Below are 13,091 nucleotides of genomic sequence, written 5' to 3' on the forward strand. Positions count from 1 at the left end.
GTTGTCGTCGAGCTGCAACGTGGTCTTGTTGGCGATCCAGGATTTCGCCCTGGCCTTGCCGTCCCTGCGCAGCCTGCTGGACACCGATGTGCTGGCCGCCTACCACGGCGACCCGGCTGCGCGCAGTGTGGATGAAGTGCTGCTGTGCTATCCGGGCATTCTGGCGGTGATTCACCATCGCCTGGCCCACCATCTGTACCGCGCCGGCCTGCCGTTGTTGGCGCGCATCAGCGCAGAAATCGCCCACTCCGCTACGGGCATCGACATACACCCCGGCGCGCAGATCGGCCCGAGTTTCTTTATCGACCACGGCACGGGAGTGGTGATTGGCGAAACCGCGATCATCGGCGAGCGCGTGCGCATCTACCAGGCGGTGACGTTGGGGGCCAAACGCTTCCCGGCGGATGAGGACGGGCAATTGCAGAAAGGCCATCCGCGGCATCCGATTGTCGAGGATGACGTGGTGATCTATGCCGGGGCGACGATCCTCGGGCGGATCACCATCGGCAAAGGCTCGACCATTGGCGGCAACGTGTGGCTGACCCGCAGCGTGCCAGCGGGGGCGAACATCACGCAGGCGAATCTGCAGCATGACGACGGCACCCAAAAGTAGCGCACGCCCTTAAACATCACACCAAACCCTGTGGGAGGGAGCTTGCTCCCGATAGCGGTGGACCCGTCAATGCATGTGCTGGCTGACCCACCGCCATCGGGGGCAAGCCCCCTCCCACAGGTTGACGGCAGTTCAAATGTGAGCGGTATTTCAGTCTGCAACCGCTGAACGATTTGCCTCGCCCAAGCGTCATACCAATCCTTGAGCTAGTGTAGGAATCACCTACCACTCAGCCCTGCGATTAGTCCCAAACCACCTATCCATGTTTAACTTGAACGTTCGTTCAAGTTAAATCGGTGGTTCGCTGCCCGCTCACAACAGGAGGCTTACCTTTGCTGAGTCCGTTATACACAGCCACATCTCACACCCCAGGGGTGCATCGTTCATGAGTGCGCCGACCACCCCACCCAGCGGTCTGGTGCGCATGAATGCGCCCGTGTTCTATTTCGCCGCAAGTTTCATCCTGCTGTTTGGCATCACCGTCATTGCAATCCCGCAACAGGCCGGTGCCTGGCTGCTGGCGGCGCAAAACTGGGCGGCCAATACGGTCGGCTGGTACTACATGCTCGCGATGACCCTGTATCTGGTCTTCGTGGTGGTCACCGCGCTATCGGGCTACGGCAAGATAAAACTCGGTGCCGACCACGACGAGCCCGAATTCAGTTACCTGTCCTGGGCCGGCATGCTGTTCGCCGCCGGGATCAGCATCACGCTGTTTTTCTTCTGCGTCTCCGAGCCGCTGACGCACCTGGTGCAACCGCCCCAGGGCGCGGCGATGAACGCCGACGCTGCACGCCAGGCCATGCAGATCCTGTTTCTGCACTGGGGCCTGCACGGTTGGGGTGTGTTCGCCTTTGTCGGCATGGCCCTGGCGTACTTCGCCTACCGGCATAACCTACCGCTGGCGTTGCGTTCGGCGCTGTACCCGCTGATCGGCAAGCGCATCAACGGCCCGATCGGTTACGCGGTGGATGGCTTCGGCATCATCGCCACGGTGTTCGGCCTCGGTGCCGACATGGGCTTCGGTGTGCTGCACCTCAACTCCGGTCTCGATTACCTGTTTGGCATCGCCCACACCCAGTGGATTCAGGTGGGCTTGATCACCCTGATGATGGGCGCGGCGATCCTGGTGGCGGTGGCCGGTGTGGACAAGGGCGTGCGCGTGATGTCCGACATCAACATGCTGCTGGCCTGTGCGCTGCTGCTGTTCGTGCTGTTCGCCGGCCCCACCCAGCACTTGCTCAACACCCTGATCCAGAACATCGGCGACTACCTCGGCGCGCTGCCGACCAAGAGTTTCGACGTGTACGCCTACGACAAGCCGAGCGACTGGCTGGGTGGCTGGACGGTGTTCTATTGGGCCTGGTGGATTGCCTGGTCGCCGTTCGTGGGCCTGTTTATCGCGCGTATTTCCCGTGGCCGTACCATCCGCGAGTTCGTGTTCGGCGTGCTGCTGATCCCGCTGGGTTTCACCCTGGCGTGGATGTCGATCTTCGGCAACAGCGCCATCGACCAGGTGCTCAATCACGGGTTGACCGCGCTCGGCCAGTCGGCCATTGATGACCCGTCGATGAGCCTCTACCTGCTGCTGGAAACCTACCCGTGGAGCAAGACGGTGATCGCGGTCACGGTGTTTATCAGCTTCGTGTTCTTCGTCACCTCCGCCGACTCCGGCACCGTGGTGCTGTCCACCCTGTCGTCCAAAGGCGGCAACGCCGATCAAGACGGGCCGAAGTGGCTGCGGGTGTTCTGGGGCGTGATGACCGCGCTGGTGACCAGTGCCTTGCTGTTTGCCGGCAGCATCGATTCGCTGAAATCGGCGGTGGTGCTGACCTCGTTGCCGTTCTCGTTGATCCTGCTGCTGATGATGTGGGGGCTGCACAAGGCCTTCTACCTCGAATCGCAGAAGCAGATCGCCCAGTTGCATTCGTTGGCCCCGGTATCTGCGGCGGGCAAGGGTCGTGGCGGCTGGCGTCAGCGTTTGAGCCAGGCGGTGCATTTCCCGTCGCGCGATGAGGTGTATCGCTTCCTTGAGTCGACGGTGCGCCCGGCGATTGAAGAAGTGACCGCCGTGTTCGTCGAGAAGGGCCTGAGTGTGGTGACCCAGCCTGACCCGTCCAACGACAGCGTCAGCCTGGAAATCGGCCATGGCGAACAGCACCCGTTCGTCTACCAGGTGCAAATGCGCGGCTACTTCACACCGTCGTTTGCCCGTGGCGGCATGGGCTCCAAGGAACTCAACAACCGTCGCTACTACCGGGCCGAAGTGCACTTGAGCGAGGGCAGCCAGGACTACGATCTGGTGGGCTACACCAAGGAGCAGATCATCAACGACATCCTCGACCAGTACGAGCGCCACCTGCAGTTCCTGCACTTGGTGCGGTGACGTTCCAGGCCCTGTCCCCCCTGTGGGCAGGGCTCGCGTTATTTCCGGCAAAGCCCCGTATGGCGGGGCTTTCTTAAACTTAATTTCATGCGCCCCGGCAGCGTTTTGACGCGTAACTGTCATCTGGTCACTGCGTAATTGTGTGAAGCGTTTGACGCTTTCATTTCAGAACAGTGACGGAGACCGGTAACAATGAAGACGTTATTAAGCCCTATGGTGGGTGTCGCCATGGCGAGCTTTATGCTGTCCGCCCATGCCGATTTTATCGATGACAGCCACGCCGATGTGACCCTGCTCAACCGCTATCTCAACCAGCAGGGGCGTGACGTGGTCGGCAGCAATGCCAAGGCCCATAGCATTCGCGATTGGGGCCAGGGTTTCGAGTTCAACTTCAAGTCCGGCTACACCGAGGGCACCGTGGGTTTCGGCCTTGACTTGCAGGCGTTCTACGGTTTGAAACTGGACTCCGGAGGTGACCTCAATGACAAAGACCACCAGGGCCGCTACCCCGGCAGCATGTTCCCGCTGGACAACGGCAAATCCGCTGACCAGTTCGGCGTGCTGAGCCCGACGTTCAAGATGCGCTTCGCCAAGGATGAACTGCGGGTCGGTACGCTGTATGGCAACAACCCGGTGCTGGCCAACACCGATGGCCGCCTGTACCAGCAGACCAACACCGGTGTGCAACTGGTCTCCAAGGACCTCACCGATTTCACCTTCACCGGTGGCGACATCCTCAAGACCAAGATCCGCAACGAAACCGGCGACCAGGGCATGATCACCGCCGGCGGCACCAAGGAGAGCGATCGCTTCCTCTTCGGCGGTGCCGACTACACCGGCTTGCCGGGCACCACCGTCAGCCTGTGGTATTCCAACCTTGAGGATTACTACCAACAGTTCTTCCTCGGTGCCAAGCGCCATGACGCTTTGTCGGTCGGTGCGATCGACACCGATGTGCGTATGTTCCGCAGCCTGGGTGTGGGCGGTAACGCCGATGGCGACAAGGACTTTGCGGCGGCGGGTGTCTATGGCGATGGCGTGAACAAGGGCCGCATCAACCAGTCCACCGTCAGCCTGTTGGAAAGCTACAGCCTGGACGGTCATACCGTCGGCCTCGGCATCCAGAAAAACAGCGGCAGCAGCGACTTCCCGTACCTGGATTCCGGCCTGAACAGCGGCGACAACCGTCAGGGCCCAGGCTCAGGTGCCGACACCCCGGCGCTGACCAACATGCAGTTGAACAAATTCCAGCACGCCGGCGAACGCACCTGGCTGGCGCAGTATAAATATGACTTCGGCAAACTGGGCCTCAACGGTCTGACATTCTCCGCCGCCTATGCCCATGGCGATGATATCCGCACCGCACAGGGCACTACCAGCGAATGGGAACGCAACGTTGCCGTGGCCTACCAAGTGCCGACCGGCACCCTCAAGGGCCTGGGCGTGACCTGGAAAAATGCCCACGCCAGCCCGGACATCACCGGTGCCACCGTGCAGGATGAAAACCGCCTCTATGTCAGCTATGTCGTTCCACTCTGGTAGGAGTTTGCTGTAAAACGGAAGGGCAACGTTAAGCGATTCAGCTGCTTAAAAGGCCTGGGAATAGGCTTATTCCCAGGCCTTATTTGCCCCCGTCCAAGAGAGGATTCGATGACTTATATCGCTGCCGAAAACCGCTATGAATCTATTCCTTATCGCCGCGTCGGCCGCAGTGGCTTGGTGCTGCCGGCCCTGTCCCTGGGGCTGTGGCACAACTTTGGCGACAGCACCCCGATCGACACCCAGCGCGCCCTGCTGCGCACCGCGTTCGACTTAGGCATCAACCACTTCGACCTGGCCAACAACTATGGCCCGCCGTATGGCAGCGCCGAGATCAACTTCGGGCGTTTGCTGCGCGAAGACTTCAAGCACTACCGTGACGAATTGATCATCTCCAGCAAGGCCGGCTGGGACATGTGGCCCGGCCCGTATGGCCAGGGCGGCGGTTCGCGCAAGTACATCCTGGCGAGCCTGGACCAGAGCCTGCAACGCCTGGGCGTCGACTACGTGGATATTTTCTATTCGCACCGCTTCGACGCCGACACACCGCTGGAAGAAACCGCCAGCGCCCTCGCCACCGCCGTGCAACAAGGCAAGGCGTTGTACATTGGTATTTCCTCCTACTCCGGGGTGAAAACCCGCGAAATCGCAGCCCTGCTCAACGAGTGGAAAGTCCCGCTGCTGATCCACCAACCGGCCTACAACCTGCTCAACCGCTGGGTGGAAAAAGACCTGCTCGACACCACCGAAGCCCTCGGTGCCGGGGTGATCGCATTCACGCCGCTGGCACAGGGGTTGTTGACCGACAAGTACCTCAATGGCGTGCCGGCCGATGCGCGGGTGAATCGTCCTGGTGGCGGTTCGTTGCAGGCCAAGCACCTGTCCGACGCCAACATCGCTCACGTGCGTGCGCTCAATGAAATCGCCAAGCGTCGTGGCCAAAGCCTGGCCCAACTGGCCCTGGCCTGGACCCTGCGCGACCCACGGGTGACCAGCGCACTGATCGGCGCGAGCCGGCCGGAGCAGATTATTGAAAACGTCGGGGCGCTGAAGAACCTGAGTTTCACCGCCGAGGAACTGGCGGAGATCGATCGGTTTGCGCTGGAAGGCGGGATCAACCTGTGGGAAAAACCATCGACGGCTGAATAACCCGGCAGCACACAGTCAATGTGGGAGGGGGCTTGCCCCCGATGGCGGTGGACCAGTCAATGGATGTACTGACTGATACACCGCCATCGGGGGCAAGCCCCCTCCCACATTTGATTTTCAGTGTGGCGACTCTCGTGTTCGGCTCAGAACGGCACATCCCCCAAAATCGTCGCCCGATGCATCACCCGCCGCTGCGGCCGGTAGTCATCCACTGCGTAATGCTGGGTGACGCGGTTGTCCCAGAACGCCACGTCATTCTCCTGCCAGCGCCAGCGAATCGTGAACTCCGGGCGTGTCGCGTGGGCGAACAGCAGCTTCAAGATCGCCTCGCTTTCCGCCGGTTCCAGTTCATTGATTTTGGTGGTGAAGCCCTCACTGACAAACAGCGACTTGCGCCCGCTTACCGGGTGGGTGCGCACCACCGGGTGCGACAGCGGTGGGTTCTTCTTGCGGGTTTCTTCCCAGCGCGCCAGGTCTTCGGCAGTGTTGCCAAAGCGCTCCAGCGGGAAGGATTTGATGAAGTCGTGCGTGGCGGTGAGCCCGTCGAGCAGCCCCTTCAACGGCTCGGACAGGGCCTCATACGCGGCAATCCCGCTGGCCCACAACGTGTCGCCACCAAACGCCGGCAGCAACTTGGCACTCAGCACCGCGCCGAGGGCTGGAGTGGGTAGGAAGGTCACGTCGGTGTGCCATGCGGCGTTGTCACGCACGTCGGTGACGGCGGTATCGAGGATCAGCACTTCAGGCTGTTCCGGCACGTTAGGGTAGATCGGATGAATATGCAGGTCGCCGAAGTTCGCCGCGAAGCGTGCTTGTTGCTGCGGGGTGAGCGGCTGGTCACGGAAGAACAGCACCGAATGGGTGAGCAACGCCTGTTCGATGGCGTCGCGCTGTTCGAGGTTCAGCGGCTGGGTGATATCGACGCCACTGATCTGGGCGCCAAGGGCGGTGCTTAATGGGGTAACGGTCAGGCTGCTCATGGGGTTCTCATCACTCAGTGTGCCTGGCCATGCCACGGCACCAATTTACGCTGCAGGGCACGCAGGCCCATTTCCATGGCGAAGGCGATCAGCGCGATCACCAGAATCCCCAACACCACCACATCGGTGACCAGGAACTGCGCCGCCGACTGCACCATGAAGCCCAGGCCGCTGGTGGCGGCGATCAACTCGGCGGCGACCAATGTCGACCAGCCCACTCCGAGCCCGATGCGCACGCCGGTGAGGATGTCGGGCAGGGCGCTCGGCAGGATCACGTGGCGAATCAGCTGGGCGCGCGTGGCGCCCAACGACTGCGCGGCACGCAGCTTGGCCGGGTCGACCGTGCGCACGCCGGTCGCGGTAGCGATGGCGATCGGCGCAAAGATCGCCAGGTAGATCAGCAGCACCTTGGACAACTCGCCGATGCCGCACCAGATCACGATCAGCGGCAGGTAGGCCAGGGGTGGAATCGGCCGGTAGAACTCAATCAGCGGGTCGAGAATGCCCCGGGCGATACGATTCGAGCCGATGGCAATTCCCACCGGCACCGCGGTCAGCACCGCAAAACCCAGGCCGAGGCCGATGCGTTCGAGGCTCGCGCCGAGGTGCTGCCATAACGTGGAATCCATGTAGCCCGTGGTCGCCAGCAACCAGCCTTTTTGCAGCACGGCGGACGGCGGCGGCAGGAAGAGCGGTTCGATCAGGCCGCTGGCGGTGACGGCCCACCAGATCGCCAGCAACGCGATCAGCGTCAGCAGGCTGATCCAGCGTGTGCTGAGGCTGCGCCGCAGCGGGATAACGGCGTGCGCCACCGGCTTGGCGGCCGTGGCGGGAAGTTCGTAGCTGCTCATGCGCACACCTGCCGTTGGGAGAACACTTTGCCCAGCACGTGTTCGCGGGTTTCGATAAAGTGCGGGTCGGATTTGATCGCTCGCGCAGACTCGCCGGCGGCATAGCGCTGGCCGAAATCCAGGTGCAGGCGCTCGACGATCTGACCGGGGTTGGGTGCCAGCAGGATCAAATCGGTGGCGAGAAATACCGCTTCTTCGATGTCGTGGGTAATCAGGAACACCGGCTTGGCCGTGCGCCGCCAGACTTGCAGCAGTAGCTCCTGCATCTGTTCGCGGGTGAACGCATCGAGGGCGCCGAAGGGTTCGTCCATCAGCAGCACACGCGGGTCTGCCGCCAGGGCGCGGGCCAGGCCGACCCGCTGCTTCTGGCCGCCGGACAGTTGCCAGATGCGCCGGCTGTCGAAACCGGCCAGGTCCACCAGCGCGAGCATTTCCCGGGCGCGCACTTCGCGTTGCGCCTTGCTCACGCCGGCCAGTTCCAGGCCGAAGCCGACATTGGCCAGCACGTCCTGCCAGGGCAGCAGGGCATCGTCCTGGAACACCACGCCGCGCTCGGCACTCGGGCCTTTGACCGGCACGCCATCGAGGCTGATACGCCCGGCAGAGGGTTCGACAAAACCGGCAATCAAGTTCAACAGCGACGTCTTGCCACTGCCGGACGGGCCGAGGGCCACCAGCAATTGCTGGGGCCCAAGCTCGAGTGAAATGTCAGACAGTACCGGTTCTGTGGCGCCTGGGTACTGTGCGCTGATGCGCTCCAGTTGTAGCAAGGCCATCGCGATGAACTCCTGATCAGTGGGTAATGAACTTGGCGCTGATGTAAGGGGCGTAGTCCGGCAGCACCGCTTCGACCTTGCCTTGTTCCTTGAGGAACGCCGCGGTATCGGTCACCGCCTTGGTGGTCGGCGCGCCCAGCAGGGTCACCTGCTCTGCGGCCAGTGGGTAGACGTTGCCTTGCAGCAGCGCGGGGATGTCGCTGGCCTTGGCCCCGGAGAGCTTCACCAGCTTGTCGACGTTGGTTTTGTCGGCGAGCCAGGCTTGTGGGTCTTTGCGGTATGCGGCGTAGGCATCCAGGGTGACTTTGGCGAAAGCGCTGACGATTTCCGGGTGCTTCTCGGCGAAGTCCTTACGCACGATCCACGCGTCGAAGGTCGGCGCGCCGAACGTGGCCAGTTCGCCGGAAGTGATCAGCACCTTGCCGTTTTCCTTGGCCACGCCCAGGGCCGGGTCCCACACGTAGGTGGCGTCGATATCACCGCGCTTCCAGGCGGCGATGATGGCTGGCGGCGCGAGGTTGAGGATGGTCACTTTCGACGGGTCGATGTTCCAGTGCTTCAGCGCGGCCAGCAGGCTGTAGTGGCCGGTGGAAACGAAAGGCACGGCGACTTTTTTGCCGATCAGGTCCTGCGGGCTGTTGATCCCCGAACCGTTGCGCGCCACCAGGGCTTCGGCACCGCCGATCTGTGTGGCGACGAGGAAGGTCTGCACCGGCACTTTGCGCGTGATGGCTGCGGTCAGCGGGCTGGAACCGAGGTAGCCGATCTGCACGTCGCCGGACGCGATGGCGGCGATGATGTCGGAACCGTTGTCGAATTTGCGCCAGTCGATCTTGGCGTTCGTGGCTTTTTCATACGCGCCGTCGGCCTGGGCGACTTTCGCCGGGTCCACGGTGGTCTGGTAGGCGATGGTTACATCCGCCGCCTGGGCAAACAGGCTGGCACCGGCCAGGGACAACACGGCCAAGAAGCGCAGAGGGGTAAGCAGTTTCAAGGGGAAGCTCCTCAATCAGGCGGCCGAGAATCGGCATGTGAGGAGACTAAATGATCTAAGAACTCGAAAATAAATAACTTTTTCGAATTAGCTTATGAGGAGAAGGGTGGACGGGATTCTTCACTCCAATGAGGACAAATGTGGGAGGGGGCTTGCCCCCGATGGCGGTGGACCAGTCAATGCATGTACTGACTGACCCACCGTCATCGGGGGCAAGCCCCCTCCCACATTAGAGCTCATTCCCCTGAGGGAACGAGTTCGGCGTTTAGTTGCTGATCGCGAGGATGCTGGCCTGGTACGAGCCGACAAACACATCGAAATCGCCCACTTCGTTCTGCTCCAGTTCCGCCTGTTGCGCCAGCGAGGTGCGCGCCAGTTCTTCAAAGTGCGCCTGCTCTGCGGCCGGCAGCGGCTCCTTGCGGAAATACTCGGCATGCACCTCGCTCTGGTGCAGGGAGAACTGCGCAAAACTTTCCTTGCGCTCGGCCATCGCGGCCAGCACCTGGGCCGACGGCGTCAGGGACGGGTCGTTGACCTTGGCCAACTGGGCGTCCAGTGCCTGGCTGTGTTCGGTAATGCCGTGACTCTCGTCGAGCAGGGCGGCCAACGGTGCGATCTTTTCCAGCAACTCGGTGGCCCATTCCTTCATGTCCACCGCCTGGCCCTTGCGCTGCAGTTGCAGACCCGGACGCCGGCCTTCCTTGACCACGCTGAGGAAGTTCGACGTGGCGTTGCCGCACTCGTTGTCGGCGAACAGCGGGCTGTCGTTCAGCGCGCAATACAGCAGGAACGCATCGAGGAAACGCGACTCCTGCAGGTCGATACCCATCGGCAGGAACGGGTTGATGTCCAGGCAGCGCACTTCGATGTACTGGATGCCACGGGCCATCAGCGCCTGGATCGGCCGCTCGCCGGTGTAAGTCACACGCTTGGGACGGATGTTGGAGTAGTACTCGTTTTCGATCTGCAGGATGTTGGTGTTGAGTTGCACCCACTCGCCGTCCTTGTGGGTGCCGACTTCGACATAAGGCGCGTAGGGCGTTGCCACCGCTTCGCGCAGGCTGTCGGTGTAGCTGGCCAAATCGTTGTAGCACGGTGTCAGGCCGGCCTGGGCGTTGCTCTGGTAACCCAGGTCGCTCATGCGCAGGCTGGTGGCATACGGCAGGTACAAGGTGTCGGCATCCAGCACGTCCAACTGGTGCGAACGGCCGCGCAGGAAGCCTGCGTCCAGTGCCGGCGAGGCACCGAACAGGTACATCAGCAGCCAACTGTTGCGGCGGAAGTTACGGATCAGGGCGATATAGGCGTTGGACTGATAGTCGCGATCGGTGCCGACAAACCCTTCCGCTTCCTTGAGCAGCGGCCACAGTTGTTCCGGCAGGGAAAAGTTGTAGTGGATACCGGCAATGCACTGCATGGTCTTGCCGTAACGCAGGGCCAGGCCCTTGCGATACACGTACTTGAGCTGTCCGATATTGGAGGTGCCGTAGTAGGCAATCGGAATGTCTTCCTCGGCCGGCAACGGGCACGGCATCGAGGGGCTCCACAGGTATTCGCTGCCGAGCTTGCTGTAGGCAAAGCGATGGATCTTGTCCAGATTGCTCAGGGTATCGGCCGGGTTGGGCAGGGCTGGGGTGATGAACTCCAGCAACGATTCCGAGTAGTCGGTGGTGATCTGTTCGTGGGTCAGCGCGGCGCCCAGGGCTTCGGGGTGCGGCGTCTGCGCCAGGCGACCTTCATGGGTGACACGCAGGCATTCGCGCTCGATGCCGTGCAAGCAATGCTCCAGCAGGGAGAGGTGTTCGCGCTTGCCGAGCAGGGCCAGGCGGCGGTTGAGAAGTTCGCTCAAGTTGGATTCCTTCACGCGTCAGTCGCCCCAATATGGGGGTGGGCAGGACGGTCTACAAGGGTGAAGTTAAAACTGGCGTGATCGCCTGGTTTTGAGTCGATTTGACCCGTTTTGAAAAAGCCTACTTCACTCCATGAATTGGGCTATAGCGCAGCAAGAAAATTCCGACGCCGTTATCGCAGCGCCGAAATTAACTCAAATCGAGGGTGGGGAGCTATAGGACAGCGAAGGTGCCCTGCGCTTTTGCGACAAGTCGTTCACCTTGGTACACGTCGGCCTCGACCACCAACGTGCGCCGACCAGGGTGAATAACCCGTGCGGTACACAGCACTTCGCCGTTTTCCACCGCACGGATGTAGTTGATTTTGCATTCAATGGTCGCGCTCTGCTGGTCGAACCCGTGGGCGCTGGAACAGGCCAGCCCCATGGTGATGTCGACCAGGCTGAAAATCGCCCCGCCATGGAGCTTGCCTGCGCGATTGCGCAGTTGCGGCTCCAGGCTCAGGGCCACCTCGGCAACGCCCTGCTCCAGGCGTTGCAGGCGGCAGCCGATCAGTTCGCTGAACGCGCTCTGGGTCAAACCGGCCGGAATCTCCATCAGCGCTTCTTCAACTGTTTGGCGTTGGCGAACAGCGAGGCCATGGCATTGTTGCTCGGCGCTGCGGTCGCGGTTTCCTTGCGCGGCGCGTTGTTTTGCGACTGGCGTGGCGCCGAGCCCGGGCGGGCGCCACGGGCACCGTCGATTTTCTCGCCGGGGGTGTCGCTCATGCGCATCGACAGGCCGACGCGTTTGCGCGGGATGTCGACTTCCATGACCTTGACCTTGACCACGTCACCGGCCTTCACCGCTTCGCGTGGGTCTTTGATGAACTTCTCCGAAAGCGCGGAGATATGCACCAAACCGTCCTGATGCACGCCGATGTCCACAAAGGCACCGAAGTTGGTCACGTTGGTCACCACGCCTTCGAGGATCATGCCCAGTTGCAGGTCCTTGAGGTCTTCGACGCCATCCTGGAACTCGGCGGTTTTGAACCCTGGGCGTGGGTCGCGGCCAGGTTTTTCCAGCTCTTGCAGGATGTCGGTGATGGTCGGCACGCCGAAGGTTTCGTCGGTGTACTTCTTCGGGTCCAGGCGCTTGAGGAACGCGGCGTCGCCAATCAGCGAGCGGATGTCGCGGTCGGTCTCGGCGGCGATGCGTTGCACCAGCGGGTAGGCTTCCGGGTGAACTGCCGAGGCGTCCAGCGGGTTGTCGCCGTTCATGACGCGCAGGAAGCCGGCAGCCTGTTCGAAGGTTTTTTCACCCAGGCGTGCGACTTTTTTCAGCGCGGCGCGGGTCTTGAACGCCCCGTTTTCGTCGCGGTGGGTCACGATGTTCTGCGCCAGGGTCGCGTTGAGGCCGGAGATCCGCGCCAGCAGTGCGACGGAGGCGGTGTTCACGTCCACACCCACGGCGTTTACGCAGTCTTCCACCACCGCATCCAGGCCGCGCGCCAGTTTCAGCTGCGACACGTCGTGTTGGTATTGGCCGACGCCGATGGATTTCGGATCGATTTTCACCAGTTCGGCCAGCGGGTCTTGCAGACGACGGGCGATGGACACTGCGCCACGGATCGACACGTCGAGGTCCGGGAATTCCTTGGAAGCCAGTTCCGATGCCGAGTACACCGAAGCGCCGGCCTCGGAAACCATGACCTTGGTCATCTTCATGGCTGGGTATTTTTTGATCAGTTCGGCGGCCAGTTTGTCGGTTTCACGGCTGGCGGTGCCGTTGCCGATGGCGATCAGGTCTACCGCGTGCTTGGCGCACAGGGCCGCCAGGATCGCGAGCGTCTGGTCCCACTTGTTGTGTGGCACGTGTGGATACACGGTGGCGTGGTCCAGCAGCTTGCCGGTCGAATCGACCACGGCGACCTTGCAGCCGGTGCGCAGGCCCGGGTCGAGGCCCAGGGTGGCA

General features: G+C 62.0%; 11 protein-coding genes. 4 read left to right on the forward strand and 7 right to left on the reverse strand.

Annotation, left to right across the window (positions count from 1 at the left end):
- The 4 genes from epsC to mgrA form a co-directional block, all read left to right on the forward strand.
- Positions 1-613: serine O-acetyltransferase EpsC (epsC, locus tag L9Z73_RS15130; RefSeq protein WP_345894165.1), on the forward strand; the 613-nt coding region annotated here is incomplete at its 5' end.
- Positions 614-1,037: 424 nt separating this feature from the next.
- Positions 1,038-2,999: a choline transporter BetT gene (gene betT, locus L9Z73_RS15135; protein ID WP_247402333.1), complete on the forward strand. Its 1,962-nt coding sequence runs from the start codon at positions 1,038-1,040 to the stop codon at positions 2,997-2,999.
- A gap of 213 nt (positions 3,000-3,212) precedes the next feature.
- Positions 3,213-4,541 (forward strand): OprD family outer membrane porin, encoded by a 1,329-nt coding sequence (locus tag L9Z73_RS15140; protein WP_247402336.1) that lies wholly within the window; start codon positions 3,213-3,215, stop codon positions 4,539-4,541.
- Between the two features lie 108 nt (positions 4,542-4,649).
- Positions 4,650-5,687: an L-glyceraldehyde 3-phosphate reductase gene (mgrA, locus tag L9Z73_RS15145; protein WP_247402315.1), complete on the forward strand. Its 1,038-nt coding sequence runs from the start codon at positions 4,650-4,652 to the stop codon at positions 5,685-5,687.
- Between the two features lie 143 nt (positions 5,688-5,830).
- Here the strand turns inward: mgrA and tauD are convergent, their stop codons facing one another.
- The 7 genes from tauD to L9Z73_RS15180 all read right to left on the reverse strand — a co-directional run.
- Positions 5,831-6,667, reverse strand: a complete 837-nt coding sequence (gene tauD, locus L9Z73_RS15150) for a taurine dioxygenase (protein WP_247402318.1) — start codon at positions 6,665-6,667, stop codon at positions 5,831-5,833.
- Positions 6,668-6,681: 14 nt separating this feature from the next.
- The gene (tauC, locus tag L9Z73_RS15155) at positions 6,682-7,518 is read right to left on the reverse strand and encodes a taurine ABC transporter permease TauC (RefSeq protein ID WP_247402320.1); all 837 of its coding nucleotides are present in this window, start codon (positions 7,516-7,518) and stop codon (positions 6,682-6,684) included.
- Positions 7,515-8,294: a taurine ABC transporter ATP-binding subunit gene (tauB, locus tag L9Z73_RS15160; RefSeq protein WP_247402323.1), complete on the reverse strand. Its 780-nt coding sequence runs from the start codon at positions 8,292-8,294 to the stop codon at positions 7,515-7,517. Before tauB ends, tauC begins: the two co-directional genes overlap by 4 nt.
- A gap of 16 nt (positions 8,295-8,310) precedes the next feature.
- Entirely contained in the window at positions 8,311-9,288 is a 978-nt protein-coding gene (tauA, locus tag L9Z73_RS15165; RefSeq protein ID WP_247402325.1) for a taurine ABC transporter substrate-binding protein, read from the reverse strand.
- A gap of 265 nt (positions 9,289-9,553) precedes the next feature.
- Positions 9,554-11,137, reverse strand: a complete 1,584-nt coding sequence (gshA, locus tag L9Z73_RS15170; RefSeq protein ID WP_247402328.1) for a glutamate--cysteine ligase — start codon at positions 11,135-11,137, stop codon at positions 9,554-9,556.
- A 214-nt stretch (positions 11,138-11,351) separates the two neighbouring features.
- The gene (locus tag L9Z73_RS15175; RefSeq protein WP_017848576.1) at positions 11,352-11,735 is read right to left on the reverse strand and encodes a PaaI family thioesterase; all 384 of its coding nucleotides are present in this window, start codon (positions 11,733-11,735) and stop codon (positions 11,352-11,354) included.
- A partial coding sequence (locus L9Z73_RS15180) for a helix-hairpin-helix domain-containing protein (RefSeq protein WP_247402330.1) occupies positions 11,735-13,091 on the reverse strand: 1,357 nt, incomplete at its 5' end. The genes L9Z73_RS15175 and L9Z73_RS15180, both read right to left, overlap by 1 nt.

This window comes from Pseudomonas emilianonis, assembly GCF_023072625.1.
Taxonomy (GTDB): domain Bacteria; phylum Pseudomonadota; class Gammaproteobacteria; order Pseudomonadales; family Pseudomonadaceae; genus Aquipseudomonas; species Aquipseudomonas paraveronii.

Excerpts from the sequence above, each read along its gene's own strand:
- betT (WP_247402333.1), top strand. The coding sequence starts at position 1,038 with ATGAATGCGCCCGTGTTCTATTTCGCCGCAAGTTTCATCCTGCTGTTT.
- L9Z73_RS15140 (WP_247402336.1), top strand. The coding sequence starts at position 3,213 with ATGGTGGGTGTCGCCATGGCGAGCTTTATGCTGTCCGCCCATGCCGAT.
- mgrA (WP_247402315.1), top strand. The coding sequence starts at position 4,650 with ATGACTTATATCGCTGCCGAAAACCGCTATGAATCTATTCCTTATCGC.
- tauD (WP_247402318.1), bottom strand. The coding sequence starts at position 6,667 with ATGAGCAGCCTGACCGTTACCCCATTAAGCACCGCCCTTGGCGCCCAG.
- tauC (WP_247402320.1), bottom strand. The coding sequence starts at position 7,518 with ATGAGCAGCTACGAACTTCCCGCCACGGCCGCCAAGCCGGTGGCGCAC.
- tauB (WP_247402323.1), bottom strand. The coding sequence starts at position 8,294 with ATGGCCTTGCTACAACTGGAGCGCATCAGCGCACAGTACCCAGGCGCC.
- L9Z73_RS15175 (WP_017848576.1), bottom strand. The coding sequence starts at position 11,735 with ATGGAGATTCCGGCCGGTTTGACCCAGAGCGCGTTCAGCGAACTGATC.